The organism is Cytobacillus spongiae (assembly GCF_021390075.1).
Genome location: NZ_CP089998.1, coordinates 277960 through 296578, shown reverse-complemented (window position 1 = coordinate 296578; position 18619 = coordinate 277960). Strand labels below are relative to the sequence as shown.

The window sequence follows — 18619 nt, the reverse complement described above, 5'->3', positions numbered from 1 at the left end:
ATATCTCGTAGGATCTTGATGGACACATATTGTTCCTTCCCCTTTTTTGCTTAATACGTTTATTCAGCATCCCAGGCACTTTGCCCAAGGAATTTATGGAGAATCAACATCTCGCCGATCCTGCCTGTCACACGAACTCCCGTATCAAGAAAACCTCTTTTCTTGTAAACGTGCTGAGCGACTATATTCTGATGATTGACAGCTAATATCATTTCATTCTTATCCTTAAAGTGATCGCTTAGAAAAGTATCGAGCCTTTTGATAGATTTTGAAGCCACTCCTTTGCCTTGGAATTCAGGGTGAATGGAGTAAGCCCTTACCAAAATGACTCTTCGATTATTCCAGTATGCCTTCACTTCATCCCATCCATGAAGCACAAAAAATCCGGCAGCTTCTCCCTCGTACAGGATGACAATCGGGAATCGTTCTTTTTCTGGTGAACATTTGCTTATGGCTTGCATTGGAAGGGAAGTGTATCTCATTTGTTCATCTGATAAATGGTAGTTTGATAACTGAGGTTTATATTTATCATGGTAGAATTCCAGTGAAATATGATCCAATGTACTCACTGTGTCCCTCTTTTCAATCCAAGTCTTTGGAAGCCCCCATGTCACATATAAGAGATTCATGTTCATCCCCTATCTTGAACAAGGCTATCCCAGTCTTTCATTATCATAACCTATTTTAGAATATAATGGTAATATCCACTGGCAGAATGAAAAGATTTTATGAGCTTGGAATGAAAATCTGAATGAGAAGCCTGTGGAAGGAAATGAAGGGAAGACATATACAATTTGAGCATGAAGGGACCGGATTCTTCGACAACATTCTATTTGACCGGTCTGGGATGGATATTCTGCTATGAATAAATTAGTCATGTCCCAATTTCTACTTAGTTGATGTCACCAAGATATACTCTCCCAGGCAGTTCTTCAGTAAGATACTGCCTGATCTTCCTTGGATATAATCTGTATTGGACTAACATATTCAGATCCACCCATTCAATCCCTACTTGATGGGAATCAGGATTGGAAGGCTCAGGATCATGGCCCCCTTCACTGTATAAAAAACATTCGAAATAGAATTCTATCTGATGTACGTGTTGATCAAAAGATGCATGTTCATGGTTCTTTCCGATATACTCCCTTATATGTAAAAGTTCCCCGACTTTCACTTCTCTACCGGTTTCCTCTATGCATTCTCTTCTTAAAGCTTCATGAAGTGTCTCCCCATGCTCCTGTCCTCCTCCTGGGAGTAAATAAAAGATACCGTTTTCATCTTCATTCTTAGTGAGTAAAATTTTATTTTCTTTCCTGATGATGGCTTTTGCTGAATTTCGGATGTACATGGGTTATTTCTCCTTCTTATATGTTTTCATTACCTCATATGTATAAACGATCTTTCATTAACATTTGAAACGACGGGAGACACAAAAGTGTTTCCCGTCGCTGTTGATTAGTTGCACACCATTAATACATTTCCGTCAGGATCTTTAAAGATGAAGAACTGATCATTTTGGATATCCGTTACCAATTCCACACCATTGTTTTTCATAAATTGATAAGATTCATAGATATTATCTGTGGCAAATTGGATAGCCGGAAAATTCAGTCTGGGTAAACTCCCATTCTCATCCTTCCACATGGGCATTGTGTCCAGCACCATACCTGCTCCATCCATGTCTGCGACGAATAGATGATCGAAATATTCTTCCCCCTCCTCTAACCCCAGAATCTTTGAATACCATTTTTTCGACCTTTCTATGTTACTTACAGGAATAAAAACGAGGTTGACCTTATTTTTGACCGGGCTTTTAATCATAAAGATTCCCTCCATTTGATCCAGCGTCTAGAATAGAATTCAATACCGAACATCTCATCTCCTGCCAGGACTCACCTTTTCATTAGATTGGATGAAAGGTGAGTCCTGGCAGTTAGTATTAAGACCGTATCAATTTCTGCTTGTAAAATATTCTGAATTTCCACCTGCTCCACCTTCAGATGCCTTTACGATGGGAGCACTAAGTGTAATACCCGTTACAATTTCTCCATCTACTGTCATTTCTGTCATCCTAAGCTGGATTCCATTTTTTCTCCATACATCCCATATTTGTGTTGAACCTCCTTTGATTGATTTAAAGGATCTAAAGTCAGGTCCACTCGATACCTTTTTTCGTCACTGCTTCTTGGAACAGAAAGCGAAAATTCTCCACCTTCCTCAACGGTTGTATATCTGGCGGTGATCTCCTTAGGTTCATTGTCACTTCTGCTGTTCAACACGTCTAGCATGGTGGCAGAATCGGGAAACAATTTCAAGGTTGCTGTTAATCTAACCCCCTGTTTCAAATTCGACTTGCCCCGGATGGTCACTCTTTTTCTGTGAACTAATAGTTTTGCATCGATTTCAATCACTTCACTGGCTTTTATCTTTTGTTCTTTAGCGGCCAGTTCTTGTGTATATAACCCTGCAGCCAGAAATGCTTATCATTAAGAGTTAGTCATTCTTTTTTCTTAATCTGTTCCCTAATACTTTTTAATTCTTCGAGTGTCAACTTGCTTAAAGATTCTCTTATTTCATCCTCTACCACCTTTTTATTTCTCTCACGATACTCATCCCACCATTCACGAAGATGCTTAGTATTTGTGAGGAGATATTCAATATCAATTTCTTCTACATCATCATCTGATAAATAGTCCAATACAGCTACTAACATTCGTTCGAGCTTTAGGATTTTGCTCTCCGGGTCTAATGTTGCTGAACTGTTCTTCTTTGGCAAATTCTCACCTTCTTACATTCAGGCTTTTCCTTTTAGTATTGCTTATTGTATGAAGTCGTAAACACATCACCAATAAGGACTGCATGATAAGAATGATATAAAGTAATCCCTATAACCCTTGAAGAATTGCGTTTTTCATCCATATTTAAGCTGAGTTTCTTCTATTAAAATCCAAACTTGCCCCTTTTGTCCTTCGCTCACTTTCCTTTTAAGGTAAGGATACCTGGGAATTTAAAGTGAAGCGCGCTGATCAGAAGGAAAAAAAGTTGGGAACATTCGAAGACCTTCATTTGCAATATGACATGATGATCCATAAGATCATTCACTCTCTACACATATACAAAAACAAACCTGAATACTACCAGACCGGTCTCATCGCTCTCTGGGAATCGTATCAGAAATTTGATCCTGAAAAAGGGACTTTTTCTGCATATGCTTACTCATATATCCGCGGAAGGATTCTTTCACAATTAACCATTGAAAATAAAAATGAAGAAAAAAGTATCTTCAAGGAAGCAGATTTTTTCGAGTTAATAAACGATGACCAAGCAAAGGTTGCACTTGAACAAGAATTTCTCTTATCTTACTGTGAAGGATTAACGGAAAATCAGAGGAAGTGGGTTATTTACACATGTTTCCATATGTTATCGGTAAGTGAAATTGCTGAGATCGAGGATGTATCCCTTTCTGCGGTAAAAAAGTGGCGTAAAGGGGCGAATGAAAGGATTCAAGGAACATTGGAGATTGTGAATGAATGATATATATTTTCATTATTTTATAAGCTAGAATAAAGAATGAGCGATTATAAATGGGGTGATTCATATGAACGTGACTGAAACAGACCGACTCATATTAAGATGGGTCGAATTATCTGATGCAGGATTCATTCAAAAATTGTTAAATGAACCCGGATGGCTGAAATATATTGGTGATAAAGGCATCCGGACATTGGATGATGCAAGGAGTTACATTGTGAACGGTCCAAGGGCCATGTATGAAAGGGAAGGGTTTGGATTATTCTTGACTGAACGTAAGGAGGATCATATTCCAATAGGTTTGTGTGGATTGATTAAACGCGAAGGACTGGAAGATGTAGATATAGGCTTCGCCTTTCTCTCTGAGCATCAATCTAAGGGATATGCCCTAGAAGCAGCAAGTGCTACGGTGAAACTTGCAAAAAAATTGGGGTTTAACCGTCTAGTAGCGATTACTACCCATGATAATGATTCATCCTCCAAGCTGCTTGAAAAGCTTGATATGCAGTTAGAGGGGTATGTGACGTTGCCGAATGATACAGAAGAGCTTAAAAAGTATGGGCTGACCTTTCAATGACTATGCATAATAAGGGCTGGGATCATTGATTCTCAGCCCTTTTCTCATAAATTTCAAAAGCTCAAAAATATCCTGAACTGAATAGGATAATCATTAACCCAGATACGTTAAGCTCTTCAACTCTCTTAATACAAAATTCTCCCTTTGGATCCAGCGAGGGTGATCGAGCCTTCCCGCCAACTTTTCGTTCTCTTCAATGGCATCATCAAGTGGAACCCATTTAGGAATCATTTCAAGCTCACATTCGTACTCTTCTAACTGTTGAGGAATTCTATCCCGGTGTGTTAGTTCACAATGAAAATAGTGGGAGGTCATTTCGAATAAGGCATCTTCTTCATGGACGTCCATATGCCTTTGTGTAACAATCCCTAGGGGCTCTTTAACTACACAGTGCAGGTAGCCTGTTTCTTCAGTCACTTCCCTGATGAGTGCAACAGACAATGTTTCACCTTCTTCCACACCGCCTCCCGGAAATTTGTAATCGCCTCTGTTTGAGTGCATAAGAAGTATGCTGTTACCCTGGAATACTATATTTTATCTTTCCCTCCGATTCATTATTTTTTGGTGATGGTTCTCCTAATACTGTTTCAAACAAAATAGTGGCCCCCTTATAGGTAGATACATAGTCTATAGAATTCATCTGAAAAATCACCTCTCTCCTATCCCTAGAGCAGGTTTGAAGCTTATCTTCGATGCATCTTTTCTTGTTGAAAATGGAGCCTTTCAACGTTACGAAATAGAAACCAAGCACCGTGAACACTGTTCATAATGAACTTTTTCTGAATAATCCTGTCAATAACTCAGAGGATCCAAATAACTTTTCATTAGGAAATGTATCCTTCATATTTCTGATTTCTATCGGTTCTAATAAATGGAATACATCCTTTAATCTTTCTTTTGTATAACCTAACCCCCCCATAAGGGATCGTCTTCTATACACTTCCCAATCAGATATTTCGGATCCGCCTAATTTACCGCCCTTAAGAAAACATGTTATACCAAAGTAGCCTTCTTTCTTTAATGATTGATCAATAACATTTATGTAACTCATCCTTCTATGGGGAGCTATATGGTGAAAACATCCTGAATCGTAAATAAAATCATACTTTCTTTGTTTGTTGTCAAAATCGAAAATATTTTGGTGAAGAAAGTTTATGCTCAGTTTTCTTTTATCTGCTCGTTCCTTTGCCCATTCAAGGGAAGTTTTCGATACATCGACTGCATCTACCTCAAACCCATTTTCCGCTAAGTAAATCGCATTTCTGCCTGGCCCACATCCTAGTTCCAGTACTTTCCCCCCGGTGATTGCCCCGCTTTTCACATATGAGACTAGATTCTCATCAGGTGCATTTACAAAAATGGGTACTGATTTATTACGATCAGCAAAAAAATCATCCCAAAATTCTGCAGGTTCCTTTAATAATGAATCCAGCATCTCAAATAAGTCTTCATGATTATAAATCGTTTCATCCATGTGCTCGCCCCCTCATTAATCTATTTTCATTTTACTTTAAGACAATAGATTAATGGTTACCACGATTTTACATTCACTTTAATTTTGCAATCCGAGGTAAGGTTAAAGGAAAGAGTATCCTGTACACAGAAGCGCACTGGATATCCTAAATCAATTTGAAAACTATTATTAGGGTTATGGGTATACCAACCCATTCATGTTACATCATACGGACATGAAGCAAGCTGAATAGGACCGTCATGTAGCTGAGGGAGAATTTTTGTTACAATTATTTCAAAAACATGACAATGAGGGTGCTGGTTACTTTCTCAAAACCATCTCAAACATGACCATATCCAATGCTCTAATCCCATCTTCAAAAATGGGATCGGGATACCTTTTGAAGAAATCCTTCCTAATTCCAGTCATTCGAAATCCGGCCTTCTGATAGAAAGCAAGATTGCCGATACTTGAATTGGCTGTCCCCACAATTACCTTTAACATGCCTTTCATCCTATACATCTCAGTGATCTGGTTCAGAACCGTTTTCCCTATTCCAATTCCACGATAAGCATCATCCAAAGCCATATTTTTTATTTCCACTACGTTTTCTGAAGATAAGAGCATTAAAATGACTCCGGCAATATGATTTCCATATTTAATGGAATACATATCACCTTCAAATAAATAATCCCTGACGAGTTCATCGCTATCATCTGCTAAAAGGAGATAAGGATAAAATTTGAGTTTGTCTTCTACGGGAACTTCCTCCACTTTCACCTCTGTATGTCTTTTCATATTCGTTCTCCAACATACTTTTCCATCCGGATATCCTCCCACATTCTATTATCCCAGAATGTGAATGATGAAATTCTGGCTATCTCCTGGTAACCCAGTTTTTGATAGAGCTTATATGCTTGAGTATTAAACTCAAATACTCCCAGTTCAATCCTATTCAGTCCCTGCCTCTTAATTTCTTTTTCCAGGTATTGAATGGCCTTGAATCCTATTCCTTTTCCCCGTCCTTCCCTTTCCCCGATGGTGATTCCTACCCAAGCGGTACCTCTTTCTTTTTTGTACAGATGACCGGGATCGACCATATAATTCATTTCCCCTATCAGATGTTGATCCAGATAGATAAGGTAAATGTGGTGAGTATCCAATCGCTTACTCAATTCATTCAATGTTATATTAGAGCGATGTTCAAGGTCTTTTCTGTCCCTATTTGGTCTGATGAATGGGATTAACTCAGGATCATTATCCCAACGGTTCATGGCGTTAACCGCGATTGTGTCTGGTTCAATTATTTTAGTAAAAGCAAGATTCATCACATTCACCCTTCCTTATGATCATATTTAGTGGAAATACGGAGTGGAAGTATCCATATCAATTAATAGGATGAGTCTATTTACATCTGTATTTTATCATTATTTGTATCTTTCGTTAGGAGGTTTTGAATCTACTATGAATACAGGAAGAAACGGTGTGAAATGTTGAGGAAAAAAGACCTGGACAAGTATCCAATCAAAACTCTCTCTTTTTCATAGAATATATAAGATCATACAGAAAAGGAGAAGATCAAATGACCAATCCAACATCGGGATACATCACCGATAATAGAAATTTGACAGGTAAAGGCTCACCAAACCTTTTTTTTGACATAGAAAATAGTGTCCTGTTTGAAAGAAATCCTGAAAATATAGCGTATTTACTATCATCTACCCAAATGCCTGCCATGATTGGAGGTTCAATTGCGAATTTAAGGATGTCCAAAGGTTTTATACGAGAACCCCATTGGCATCCAAATGCATGGGAACTTACTTATCTCGTATCAGGTTCAGTCACTATTGGAATCCTGGATCCGACTACTAATAATGTACTGACATTTAATCTTGCGAAATCAGGTGAAACAGTCTTTATCCCAATGGGGTATTGGCACTGGATTGCAGCAAATTCAGATAACACTCAGTTACTTCTATTCTTTAATAACGATCAATTCCAAACACAGGAAGGCTCGACCATGTTGACTAAAACGCCACTTGATGTTTATCAGCAGGCCTATAACATTAACCCAAGAGTTATGAAAAAAGCACTCGAACCCATCGAGGGAACAAGCGGGGTAGTCATTGGCCCTCCTTCAGAAAATATTGTTACGAATAAACAGCCATAAAATCTATGTGCCTCTATTCATTCTCAACTGTTGTTCTATGTATGGCCCTCCTCCAATAAGTATTACTATAAAAGCTTTACAGACATATACTTAGGAGGTAATCCAGTGAATGGAACGATAAATCCCATTATGCTTAACGAGGTTATCGAGTATGAAGATCTTTTTCATGAAGCTTTTGAAGGTTCGACCTTAAAGAGTGGAAGGATCGTACAAATCATATACTGTATGAAACCAGGAAAATCTTTTATTGCCTATGACATAGTTGACAGAAATAGAAAGTATGTCAACATTGACGATGCCCCTTCCCCTCCTTCGACTAAAAGGACGGAACTAGGTTTTCAAACATCATTTAATCTGAATCAGACGGTCGACATAGAGATTGCCGGTGTAAGGAGGACATCGGTTATTGTGTCCATTACGATTAGATGGACACATGATGAATGTGAGGTGACTTATGGCGCAACTGATCGTACGGATACGACGTATTTCGGAATTCGGGAAGAGCTGATGACTAAATGGAATCCACCATATTCTGAATAGAACTGCTCATAAAGAGCTAAATGGAATGAATGGAACATATCGAATCTTTCTATTGAAAAGGTACCAGTGTCTTATAGTTGACAATGGTACCTTTTCGGTGTTTCTTATTGGTAGAAAACTTTATCTACGTTGTATTTCGCCTGTAACTTATTGATGATGTATGTTTCGTAAATATCTCTGTCCATTGCGTCTTCTACAATGGCTACGTCGATTCTATAGACTTCATCCCTGTGGTTACGTAACGGTGAGACGTTGTCTTCAAGGTGCTTTTTGACTCTTTGTCTCAATTTTCTTGCTTTCCCAACGAATAGAAGCTCATCATTGATATTATAAAATAAAATAATACCGCCCTTATCCCTCGGGATTTCATGAAGATCGATGAAGCCTTGGATACTTTTAATCCTGGGTTCATCTGAATTATTTGGCTGGCTTCGTTCCGTTATGGAAATATCCGCTTGTGGGATTTGAATGTTAATCATGAATGATCACGTCCTTTATTTACTCTAAGATGTAATGGTAACACATATGGAATAGAAATACTATACAACTCTGATCTTGCTGCCGAAAAGCATCCGCTCAATGGAAAAAAGAACATTATTTTTTAAACAACTCTGCTGCTTCTTTATCTATCGTCCGAACATGTAGATCTTGTTGTGGAAATGGAATTTCGATCTTGTTGTCTGTTAGGGCTTTATAAATGCGGAAATGCAGACTGCTCTTGATGGGAATGACTTTATCTGGATTAGTAATCCATACAAATAATTCGAAATCTAACGAAGAACTGCCAAAGCCTACGAAATTGACAAAGGGCTTTGGTTCTATTAGGACTGTTTCTGATTCAATTTCTTCTGCTTCTGCGACTTCCAAAAGCAGTTTTCTTACATGCTCCACATCACTTCCATATGCCACGCCCACAGGGATGACTAAACGGTGTCTTGGATCAGAGTAGGAACGGTTCACTACCTGTTCCTCCAGAAAATAAGAATTGGGTACAATGATATGCTCATTATCCAGCGTCTTGATGATCGTCGCCCTCATATTGATTTTTTCCACATCACCAATCACCTCATTCACGATTACACGGTCTCCAACTTTAATTGGCCGTTCAAATAATAAAATGATTCCAGAAATGAAATTAGATGCGATATTCTGTAAACCGAATCCAATTCCTACTCCTATTATCCCTGCAAAGACAGTCAATGCACTTAAGTCAATGCCTACCGTTGTCAAACTTATGAAAATGGCTAAAACCATTATACTGTAGTGGAACATTTTATCAAAAGTGAATTGGACGCCTCGATCTAAGTCGTAGCGCTGATATATAGCAGGAAGTAAGTATTTGGTAATCATTTTGGAAGATCGGTTGGCAATCGAAATAATGAGGATTGCGATGATAAGTAGAAAAAACGTCACTTTTACCTTGCCAACAGATACAATCTCCCGAAACATCCAAGAGGAATCCGAGAAGTAAAACAAGATAAATAATAATATTCCATAGGTCGTTAACCAATTTAAGAGATACCTGACGAGGGAATCCATTTGAAACAGCCACTTCTTATCACTGTTCTTCATTCTCTTTGTAAATGAAAGGATGATCATTCGCACTAGAAAGATGAGTGAAACGTAAATCAGGAAGATTAAGAGATTCATCCAATCGAACTGTTCAAAAGCTAAGTACCAATCATTTGTTACTTTGCCGAGTTCAGTATTCATCTTTGTATCCATCACCTTTATTATTATCATTTTCACTTGCTTCAAAAGACTAGGTTAGAAAAGAGCTCATTTGATCGTTCCCTCCCTATCGATCTCATGCTCGTTTGACATTCAGTTTTTTTCTAGATCAATGGTAGTTGGTAGTACCCGTATATTATGTTCGCTTTTTTTCACGCCTATAAGCTCTTTATATGTGTCGATCTTGTAAGTCAACATGTCATTTGTAGAAACCAATGATTGAATCTGTTTCTGTATCTTTAACTGATGCTCTTCTAACAAGGTTAATCTTTCTTTGGTTGTATGAGGTCCTTCCAAGTAAAATTGTGTATATTTCTTAATATCGGAAATCGGCATCTCTGTTTCCCTCAGCTTCATGACGAAATTCAACCACTTGATGTGAGAATCTGTGTAGCTTCTAACACCTGCTGTAGAGCGGTCAGGTGTGATAATACCTTCTTTTTCGTAGTAACGGAGGGTATGAGGATTTATCCCCAGGATTTCCGACACTTGGCTGATACTATACATGTATGATTCCTCCATAGAATAAATACTTGACTTAGAGTGAACTCTAACCCTTACGATAAAATTGTACCATAACAAGACAGGAGGAATAAAACATGAACTATACAGTCATAACAGGAGCAAGCTCTGGAATCGGATATGAAGCAGCCCTTGCATTTGCATCCAGGGGGAAGAATATTATTGCCGTCGCCAGGAGAGAAGACAAATTAAATAAGCTCAAAGAAGAGATAATGACCATTAATCCTGAAGTGGATGTTGTCACCATGACGAGCGATTTATCTAAAAGTGAGAACGTCTATTCTTTTTATGAGAGTTTAAAGCCCTATGATATTGAAACGTTTATTAATAATGCCGGATTTGGTAATTTCGATTCCGTTTCGGATCAAAACCTTTCTAAAATTGAAAGCATGTTAAGGCTTAATATCGAAGCCTTGACCGTGTTGTCTTCCCTGTTTGTCCGTGAATACAAAAGTGTGGCTGGCACTCAGCTCATCAATGTTTCCTCAGGAGGTGGATATACCATCGTGGCAGATGCTGTAACTTACTGTGGAACAAAATTCTATGTAAGTGCGTTCACAGAAGGTCTAGCTCAGGAACTCCAATCACAAGGAGCCAGTATGAAAGCGAAGGTATTGGCTCCGGCAGCGACTGAAACCGAGTTTGCTCAGCGTTCGTTAGGTGTGACTGATTTCGAATATAGCGGCACTGTCCCCCAATATCATACTGCCAAGGAAATGGCAGAATTCTTGCTTGAACTGTATGACAGTGACAAAGTCGTAGGAATTGTAAATGGGGAAACATATGAATTCAATCTGGTCGATCCCATTTATCCATATGTGAAGCGATCAACTAAATAGTACCGGCATTCTTACCAATTGGTAGAATACCATAGGAGGCCGGAACAAACGTTTATTAGTCGAAAAACCCGAACTCATTTATCTTCTTTGTAAGGAGGTAACATTGTTCGGGTTTTTACATTATTCAGCTGTACATCAAGATGTCCACTCTTTCAAGAGCTTCATTGGAGTGCGAGAAATAGAACCTTGGTGAAATAAAAACCTTATACAATAATTCGTTTATATCTTATTGAATAAGGGTAATAGAATATTATTTGAATTATTATTTCATGGATAAAGAGATAGACATACGAAAATGGTGTTGGGGGTAAAGTGATGACAAAATATGATATTGATGTAAATGGCTCTATATTCGATTGGGACCTGGACAAAGGTTCCATTATGTTTGAGAATGATGAAGTCGTTCTCTTTTGGGTAAATACTGCATTCAAGACGTTGATTGACTCCATCGAGGAAATCGCAGGTGAAAAAGAGGCTCGATTGGTACTTGAAACGGCTGGTTATCGAACTGGTCGTATAGTGAGTGAGTTTTATTTAGATTCCAGCGGAAGCACACATGAAATATTGGAAAAGCTTCCAAATATTTATGTAACCGCAGGTTGGGGAATCACTGAAATACTTTCCTACTCAATCAATGAGAAGAAAGCTGTCGTTCAATTCTTCAATGGCTGGGAGTACAAAGTAAATCGTGCCCAAGGGAAAGAAATCGAAGGGACATTTCTACCAGGGCACTGGGCTGGCGTGTTTACCGGGTTGTTTGGCTCAAACGTCTGGTACCGGGTTCTGAAGAGTCAAATACAGGGGGATGACTGCAGTGTATATGAGTTTTTCTCTTCAGATATATCTCCTTCCTTAAATGTAAATGCCCTCTTGGAAGAACAAACCAAAGCGGCACAAAAAGAATTGGAGCGCGTGACGAACCTTCGAACAGAAGTCTTGTCAAATATGATCAAAGAGATCTCTTCACCTATTATTCCTGTACTCGAATCTATTCTGGTCGTTCCACTTGTGGGACGTTATAATGAAGTGCGTGCAGAGGAACTGCTTAATAAAACACTCCTTAATCTCCCCCGTTACAAAGCAGAGTATTTAATTATCGATTTGACGAGCCTTAGTGGTGTCGACGACTATACACTTACATTTATCGAGAAATTTGTAGGTGCAGCGACACTTTTAGGAACCAACTGTTTATTGGTGGGTATCTCATCTGAATTGAGCATTCAAATAACGAAGAGTGGTTATCGCATGAATCAGATCCCTTCCTTCTCCATTCTTCAACAGGGTGTGAAATATGCATTAGATCAACAGGGGTTAGAAATCATGAAAAAGAAAAGGTAATGGCAAACCATTTAAATAGTTTCCATCTTTCTATTAGACGGTCTTTCCCGTAAATATAATAAAGTGACGTATGTATATAATCGTACGTCACTTCTACTAAAAAATGATAGAAAGCAGTTTCAAATCGATGTTTCATCCTAACACTCTGAAGGTATCCGATAAAGGGATGTACACGATTTCTAGTTTATTTTTACTATGGTTAACCCTGCACTGTTTATGGACGTGTTATCTACATTACTAATAAGATTATCCGATGTCTGACCAATATTCCTAAGTTCTAATTTCCCACCTGCAGGTATCGTAATGATTGTTTCCCCATTGACTTGAAAAATAGAGTCGAGTGTCACTGGAGCTGTGGTGAAAATCCCCATTTGGTTTCCATACCTGCTGGAATTTACGATGGAACCATTCAAGAATATTGCATAAGCCCCTCCTCTACTGAACCCTGTTTTCCCACTTGTGAATATGACGTTATAACTTATCTTATAGACTCCCTCGTAAACTACTATTAAAGATGTTCCTGAGTGAATATAGTCCCCTTTTGAACTGATACCCGTATGATTAAAATGGATAGGCTGATCTGGAATAATGAGGTCTCCACCAGTTCTGTAAATAGTACAATAACTACTACCACAATTGCATGATCCAAGAGGTCCGGGTTCGCCTTGAAGTCCCCTCTCTCCCTGAGGTCCCGGTTCGCCTTGAAGTCCCCTCTCTCCCTGAGGTCCGGGTTCGCCTTGAAGTCCCCTCTCTCCCTGAGGTCCCGGTTCGCCTTGAAGTCACCTCTCTCCCTGAGGTCCGGGTTCGCCTTGAAGTCCCCGCTCTCCCTGAGGTCCTGGTTCGCCTTGAAGTCCCCGCTCTCCCTGAGATCCTGGTTCGCCTTGAAGTCCTCGCTCTCCCTGAGGTCCGGGTTCGCCTTGAAGTCCCCGCTCTCCCTGAGATCCCGGTTCACCTTGAAGTCCCCGCTCTCCCTGAGGTCCGGGTTCACCTTGAAGCCCCCGCTCTCCCTGAGGTCCGGGTTCGCCTTGAAGTCCCCGCTCTCCCTGAGGTCCTGGTTCGCCTTGAAGTCCCCGCTCTCCCTGAGGTCCGGGTTCACCTTGAAGCCCCCGCTCTCCCTGAGGTCCGGGTTCGCCTTGAAGTCCCCGCTCTCCCTGAGGTCCCGGTTCGCCTTGAGGACCCTGGATACGAGAAGAGCCTAATTCTTCATGAACGGCTTGGACTTCTTGTTGAAGAACGTCAGGTTCTTTGTTTCTTTTTTTATCTTTTTCCCCCATATATTTCTTTCGCTTATCAGCCTTATTGCGATCTCTTTTAGTTGACATATTTCTCACCTTCTTCTTATTTCAAGTTTATTCCTATTAAACAATGAAGAATAGCTAAACAGAATTACTATAGTCTATGAAGACAAGAGGAATATGTATAGACAAACATCCTGTGGTGACATAAAAAAACAATTGTCCAGTGAATTTGAGAGAACATCCTGATGAAATCTGGAAAAAGTGATCATCGATTCAACCATTAAGCCGTTTCTGAATTAGTAGAATATCTTTAATCGGTCGATTATGTTCTTTCGTAATTTCAGCATTTGGCTCGGTTACAAAAGTATATCTATTTCCATACACTATAGAAAAAGTAACAACTACGTTTTAAGGAGTGAAGACCGGTGGAAAATCTTTTCGCAGGAAAGAAGAAAATTTCAAAAAAAGAATTAGCATCTTATGCGATGATCGGGGATGGGAAAGACGGCGAGATTTACAAGGTTGCTGAAGATAAAGTTTTAAAATACTTTTTTAGAGAAGAAACACACGAACGTGAATTGGAAGCGATGAAAATTGGGCAGGCCTCACCCATTATGCCCCGCCTTTACGAGTTCGGTGACAATTACATTGTAATGGAATTTGTTAAAGGAATATCTCTTGCCCGCCATATGAAACGACAAGGCCATATCGATGAGGACATGACCAAAAAGATTTTATTTGTGTTGGGAGAATTTAAGAGATTAGGTTTCACAAGGTGGGATACGGAGGTTCGTCATATGTTAATGAATGAAGAAGGCGAATTCAAAGTGATTGATCATAAGAGGGCGTTCACATCGGATTCTCCCGTACCAACGAAGCTATTAAAAGGGATGAAGAAGTTTGGTTTAACCGGCGAGTTCCTGGGTCATGTTAAAACACTGGACCCCGATCTCCATAATGCCTGGAAAAAACTTAAGTAGTTTCCGTTTCTGTACCATTTCGTTCCACTAAAAAATATCTTAATAAGAAAACGTCCTTTCCTTTCATACATACCGGGAAGAACGTTTTCAATAAATTGGTTGGACATGCCTAGGACCATATAAAAAGGTAGTACTTTTCATAAAGAGTACTACCTCAATCATAATTAAACTTTTTTCACCGTTACCTGATCCAAGTGCGTAAATAAAACGTCCCCATCACCATTAGACCAAACTAAGAAGTGATCTTCCGCTTTAATGAATGTTCCGTCGCAGTCTATTTTATCTGCTCCGGATAGAACTTCGATTTTATCACCAAGCTTTAGTACTTTATTAAGTTTATCTGAAAAACCCATAATGCCTCCTCCTTTCTTTACCGTGATACATTAGTCTATATATTTATATTAAATAAATCAGAATTTGATAGGGCTTTTACCTATCATTTCGTTTTTTTAGAAAAGAAAAATGACTGGAGAGCTTCCAGTCATTTTTGCTTTTATTAAATAATGTTGACTATACTTTACGTACAGTTACATTATTTAAATTGGAAGTGTTCATATGGCCGTCGTCGTCAGCCCAAACAACGAAGTTATCACTTGCATAGACAAATGAACCCTCTTCGATTTGTTCGTCACCTGATAGGACTTCGATTTTATCACCAAGAGATAAAATTTTATTAAGAAAATCTGCCATACTTCCATCGTTGAATAAATGAGACATAATGTTTCCTCCTTTCGGTATTTACTCTATTTTTATGCTGAACCGAAAAATACGTTAAGGCAGATAACTAGATTTCAAAAAAATTTTTGTATTTGGTCATTTACTAGAGTAATTAATCTTTATTCTCATCAGGCATAGAGTTCGTTGACGAAAGATCAGAGTCCATTTTCAAAGAATCCTCTTCTAGAATGAACAAGGTTTCATCTTTGTTAACAGATAAGGTATCGTCTTCAGAAAGCTCTGTCCGTTCATCTTCATTTGAAGTCTCTGTCAGTTCATTTTCACCAGAAGCCTCTTCAGTCCGTTCGTCCTCATCTTCCCATGTATCCTGCTCCATTGTTGGATCCAGGCTATCATCGTATATAACTTCCTCTGTGTCAGCAGCATATTCTGTTGATAATTCATCACTTTCTGTCTCTGAGTCCATTTCCCCTAAAGGTTCCTCCACAACTGATTCGGATATCACAGCTCCTGAAACACTTTCAAGGAGGTTCTCTTCAGTAGCCGCTTCACTTTCCAGCAATTCAGTGTCCTCTGAATCTAGATGAACATCCAGTGTTACTACGGATGCACTTTCATCAGAATGTTCTTCTTTCTCAAGTTTTACGAAGTTCAGGACTTCTTCATTTACACTACGTTCATCTTTTCTTTCCTTCTTGCTTCCTTCTTTTTTTCTTGAACCCTTTTCTTTCTTATCTTTTGAACCTGACTTTTTCTCTTTCTTCTTATCCCTATGGTGATCTCCTTTATGTTTCTTACTTTTATCATTTTCTTTCTTTTTTCTCTTATGTTTGGAACCGATTTTCCTGACACTAATCGGGCCGCATAAATCTGTGAAATTGACATTTGCTTCATGATCCATCCAGACCAGAATATTGTCATAAGCTGCTACAAAAGTTCCTCCACAGCCAATCAACTCATCCTCGTTTAATACTTCAAGATGATCACCCAACTGGAATATTGTATTCAATACCTCGTCAATGGATTGACATGGAATCCGGTCAAAGTCCGGTTTTTTGCAATGATCAGGTTTGCATTCATGATGATCATGGGGGTCTCCTTCACAATACTCATCCGTTTCGTGAGGATCTCCTACGCATAACTCTTCTTGTTCATCAGGGTCCCCTATACACAGCTCATCTTGCTCATCAGGATCTCCTTCGCAATGCTCATCATCGTCGTAATGGTCGCTGTCACTTTTCGAGAAATCATCATACTCAAACTCATCAACCATATGTGTTCCCACTCCTTTACAATTTGTCTACAATTCATTATCAATATATGTAGGTGAAAAAGGAATGTATAGCCTATTTTGTGGTATAACCCCAAAATTTGAATCACTCTGTCAGGGCTTTTGAATAGATTATCAATAGATACAGAGACATGGAGTGAAGCTCATGCCCAATTGTTGTCTTTTTATAAATGAATACATTTTGCCAAGGATTTTTTCCTCCTTTTATTACGATGATCTTCTGGTCCCTTGTCACAATCAATCCATCTTCGTGAGCTATCATGCTGTCAAAAAAACAAACGTGAATGCTAATGAAGAATTACAGCAACATCCGGCATATGTTAATTCAACACAAGTATCTCACATCATTAGTCATATGATGAGCAGTCTTGACCAATCAACTGATTATCATGAAGTATGCGACCGACCTACATTCGATCTCACTCTTGAATCAGAAGAACAGCAGCCGAGCATGATACTTTCTCGAATTAAGCCACGAAGGCATAAACGATCAGGAAAATCTCCTTTCCATCTATCGAGAGGGATATCCTCATCAGAAAGAATCAACTATATAGATCACAGCAAAACTCTTTCCAAATCAAGTTATCAAGCGAACTCGCCGCCTGACATACAACCTTTACAAAAGGCAGAAGACCTGGAGAATCCGCTCAAAGCAGAACGTTCAAAAAATATTCAGCAGAATACCTATTCAGACAAACATCTTACACTGGATAGCAGTGAACCAACGATTGGAAAACATAAGAATCAAAAAAAACATAATCTATCACCTAAAGAATCACACTTTCCTGCAAGCTCACCTTTTAAAAGCACGCCATTAACTGATGATGACTCTAAAAAAACGGGTGAAATAGATAATGAACTCAGACCGTCCAATCAAAGCTATGACATTAAACAAGCAGATACTCTTAAGAAAAAGGCAGACCCACCTTTTAGAAAGAAAGACATCCAGTCAAAAGAATGCGTGAAGAACAAAACAGAAACTGAGCCATCTACTGATGTTGACATCCGAGAATCAAACCTGGCAGCAGACAAAGTGAGATATCAACTCCTTCGCACTGATTGGAGACCTGCAAAAATCGTAAATCGCGATAGAAAGGGTACTTCAGGCTTCGAATTCCACATCCTTCGATCAAATGCAGACTCAAAAAAGGTAAAACAGGATGTCAACCAGACAGAGGAGTCATCAAAAAAAATGGATTTAAGCAAAACAGACTTCACTACACTTCCTAAAAATGAGAGGTTTACTAGTTTACATTCAATCACATCTGCTGAAAAAAATCTAAAATTGAAACGACCTGATAGCGCAGCTGGAAAATCCATTAGTGATAACCGCCCTGATAGCCTAAAGTTGAACCCGCCAAAAACATTGGAAAGCGGAAAGCTCCAACAAAGAAAACAGCAAAGGAATGATCATCCGGTCTCGCTTCCTTCCCAATCAGTGAATACGATGGCGATTTTGAATAAATATTTCACACTCGGTGACAAAATCAACGTATTTGCAGGAAATATTCTACTTGATGAAAAAGGAACTTTTTTGACTGCAGGACCTGATTTCTTTATTTGGATCGATGGGGATGGATATGTAAGACTACAAATCATCAGCGGTGGGATCAGCATTTCTCAAAAAAAGAAGAAGAAATAAGAAACAGACTTTAGCCCTGTGCTAGTGTCTGTTTCGACTCTATATAAGGATACATATAGTAATGTAATAGATATATAAATGGGGTGAAG

At 38.9% G+C, this 18619-nt stretch carries 24 protein-coding genes; 8 read left to right on the top strand and 16 right to left on the bottom strand.

Translation table 11 applies throughout. The features are described from left to right. Positions 1-59 precede the first annotated feature (59 nt). From LS684_RS21965 to LS684_RS21945, 5 genes are all read right to left on the bottom strand, one after another. A complete protein-coding gene (locus LS684_RS21965) occupies positions 60-629 on the bottom strand; it encodes a GNAT family N-acetyltransferase (protein WP_233811906.1) in 570 nt (189 codons plus the stop codon). Between the two features lie 263 nt (positions 630-892). After that, positions 893-1348 (bottom strand): NUDIX domain-containing protein, encoded by a 456-nt coding sequence (locus LS684_RS21960; protein ID WP_233811905.1) that lies wholly within the window; start codon positions 1346-1348, stop codon positions 893-895. Between the two features lie 107 nt (positions 1349-1455). Then, entirely contained in the window at positions 1456-1821 is a 366-nt protein-coding gene (locus tag LS684_RS21955) for a VOC family protein (protein ID WP_233811904.1), read from the bottom strand. Between the two features lie 245 nt (positions 1822-2066). Then, entirely contained in the window at positions 2067-2411 is a 345-nt protein-coding gene (locus tag LS684_RS21950) for a hypothetical protein (RefSeq protein WP_233811903.1), read from the bottom strand. Between the two features lie 86 nt (positions 2412-2497). Beyond that, entirely contained in the window at positions 2498-2776 is a 279-nt protein-coding gene (locus LS684_RS21945; protein WP_233811902.1) for a hypothetical protein, read from the bottom strand. Positions 2777-3042: 266 nt separating this feature from the next. Here LS684_RS21945 and LS684_RS21940 point away from each other — a divergent pair, with 266 nt between their 5' ends. Then, the gene (locus tag LS684_RS21940; RefSeq protein WP_233811901.1) at positions 3043-3534 is read left to right on the top strand and encodes a sigma-70 family RNA polymerase sigma factor; all 492 of its coding nucleotides are present in this window, start codon (positions 3043-3045) and stop codon (positions 3532-3534) included. 64 nt (positions 3535-3598) lie between these two features. Next, complete coding sequence (locus LS684_RS21935; RefSeq protein ID WP_233811900.1) at positions 3599-4108, top strand: GNAT family N-acetyltransferase; 510 nt, start codon at positions 3599-3601, stop codon at positions 4106-4108. Positions 4109-4201: 93 nt separating this feature from the next. Here LS684_RS21935 and LS684_RS21930 read toward each other — a convergent pair whose 3' ends face one another. The 4 genes from LS684_RS21930 to LS684_RS21915 all read right to left on the bottom strand — a co-directional run bounded on the left by LS684_RS21930 (position 4202) and on the right by LS684_RS21915 (position 6889). After that, a complete protein-coding gene (locus LS684_RS21930; protein ID WP_349293158.1) occupies positions 4202-4639 on the bottom strand; it encodes an NUDIX hydrolase in 438 nt (145 codons plus the stop codon). 232 nt (positions 4640-4871) lie between these two features. Further along, positions 4872-5582, bottom strand: coding sequence for a class I SAM-dependent methyltransferase (locus tag LS684_RS21925; protein WP_169214828.1), 711 nt, complete (start codon positions 5580-5582; stop codon positions 4872-4874). A 300-nt stretch (positions 5583-5882) separates the two neighbouring features. Beyond that, positions 5883-6359, bottom strand: a complete 477-nt coding sequence (locus LS684_RS21920) for a GNAT family N-acetyltransferase (protein WP_233811898.1) — start codon at positions 6357-6359, stop codon at positions 5883-5885. Beyond that, on the bottom strand, positions 6356-6889 hold the full coding sequence (locus tag LS684_RS21915; RefSeq protein WP_169214908.1) for a GNAT family N-acetyltransferase: 534 nt from the start codon (positions 6887-6889) through the stop codon (positions 6356-6358). Before LS684_RS21915 ends, LS684_RS21920 begins: the two co-directional genes overlap by 4 nt. A gap of 254 nt (positions 6890-7143) precedes the next feature. On the opposite strand from LS684_RS21915, the gene LS684_RS21910 reads away from it, so the two are divergent. Beyond that, complete coding sequence (locus LS684_RS21910; RefSeq protein WP_169214826.1) at positions 7144-7731, top strand: cupin domain-containing protein; 588 nt, start codon at positions 7144-7146, stop codon at positions 7729-7731. A gap of 105 nt (positions 7732-7836) precedes the next feature. Further along, a complete protein-coding gene (locus LS684_RS21905; RefSeq protein WP_169214825.1) occupies positions 7837-8271 on the top strand; it encodes a hypothetical protein in 435 nt (144 codons plus the stop codon). A gap of 104 nt (positions 8272-8375) precedes the next feature. Here LS684_RS21905 and LS684_RS21900 read toward each other — a convergent pair whose 3' ends face one another. The 3 genes from LS684_RS21900 to LS684_RS21890 form a co-directional block, all read right to left on the bottom strand. Further along, the gene (locus tag LS684_RS21900) at positions 8376-8750 is read right to left on the bottom strand and encodes a nucleotide excision repair endonuclease (RefSeq protein WP_169214824.1); all 375 of its coding nucleotides are present in this window, start codon (positions 8748-8750) and stop codon (positions 8376-8378) included. A gap of 115 nt (positions 8751-8865) precedes the next feature. Beyond that, a complete protein-coding gene (locus LS684_RS21895; RefSeq protein WP_233811897.1) occupies positions 8866-9984 on the bottom strand; it encodes a mechanosensitive ion channel family protein in 1119 nt (372 codons plus the stop codon). A 111-nt stretch (positions 9985-10095) separates the two neighbouring features. Then, the gene (locus LS684_RS21890; protein WP_169214823.1) at positions 10096-10509 is read right to left on the bottom strand and encodes a MerR family transcriptional regulator; all 414 of its coding nucleotides are present in this window, start codon (positions 10507-10509) and stop codon (positions 10096-10098) included. A gap of 92 nt (positions 10510-10601) precedes the next feature. Here LS684_RS21890 and LS684_RS21885 point away from each other — a divergent pair, with 92 nt between their 5' ends. After that, positions 10602-11363 (top strand): SDR family NAD(P)-dependent oxidoreductase, encoded by a 762-nt coding sequence (locus tag LS684_RS21885; protein ID WP_169214822.1) that lies wholly within the window; start codon positions 10602-10604, stop codon positions 11361-11363. Between the two features lie 315 nt (positions 11364-11678). Next, positions 11679-12701 carry an STAS domain-containing protein gene (locus LS684_RS21880; protein WP_169214821.1) on the top strand — a complete coding sequence of 341 codons (1023 nt, stop codon included), beginning with the start codon at positions 11679-11681 and terminating at the stop codon, positions 12699-12701. Positions 12702-13209: 508 nt separating this feature from the next. On the opposite strand, the gene LS684_RS21875 is transcribed toward LS684_RS21880, so the two are convergent. Further along, the gene (locus LS684_RS21875) at positions 13210-13797 is read right to left on the bottom strand and encodes a hypothetical protein (RefSeq protein ID WP_233811896.1); all 588 of its coding nucleotides are present in this window, start codon (positions 13795-13797) and stop codon (positions 13210-13212) included. Between the two features lie 627 nt (positions 13798-14424). Here LS684_RS21875 and LS684_RS21870 point away from each other — a divergent pair. Beyond that, a complete protein-coding gene (locus LS684_RS21870; protein WP_205832422.1) occupies positions 14425-14919 on the top strand; it encodes a serine/threonine-protein kinase in 495 nt (164 codons plus the stop codon). A gap of 164 nt (positions 14920-15083) precedes the next feature. On the opposite strand, the gene LS684_RS21865 is transcribed toward LS684_RS21870, so the two are convergent. The 3 genes from LS684_RS21865 to LS684_RS21855 all read right to left on the bottom strand — a co-directional run bounded on the left by LS684_RS21865 (position 15084) and on the right by LS684_RS21855 (position 16870). Continuing rightward, entirely contained in the window at positions 15084-15272 is a 189-nt protein-coding gene (locus LS684_RS21865) for a hypothetical protein (RefSeq protein WP_169215781.1), read from the bottom strand. Between the two features lie 157 nt (positions 15273-15429). Beyond that, positions 15430-15636, bottom strand: coding sequence for a hypothetical protein (locus LS684_RS21860; RefSeq protein WP_225003155.1), 207 nt, complete (start codon positions 15634-15636; stop codon positions 15430-15432). A 112-nt stretch (positions 15637-15748) separates the two neighbouring features. Beyond that, the gene (locus tag LS684_RS21855) at positions 15749-16870 is read right to left on the bottom strand and encodes a hypothetical protein (protein ID WP_233811895.1); all 1122 of its coding nucleotides are present in this window, start codon (positions 16868-16870) and stop codon (positions 15749-15751) included. A gap of 163 nt (positions 16871-17033) precedes the next feature. On the opposite strand from LS684_RS21855, the gene LS684_RS21850 reads away from it, so the two are divergent. Beyond that, complete coding sequence (locus LS684_RS21850) at positions 17034-18530, top strand: hypothetical protein (RefSeq protein ID WP_233811894.1); 1497 nt, start codon at positions 17034-17036, stop codon at positions 18528-18530. The last annotated feature ends 89 nt before the right edge of the window (positions 18531-18619 follow it).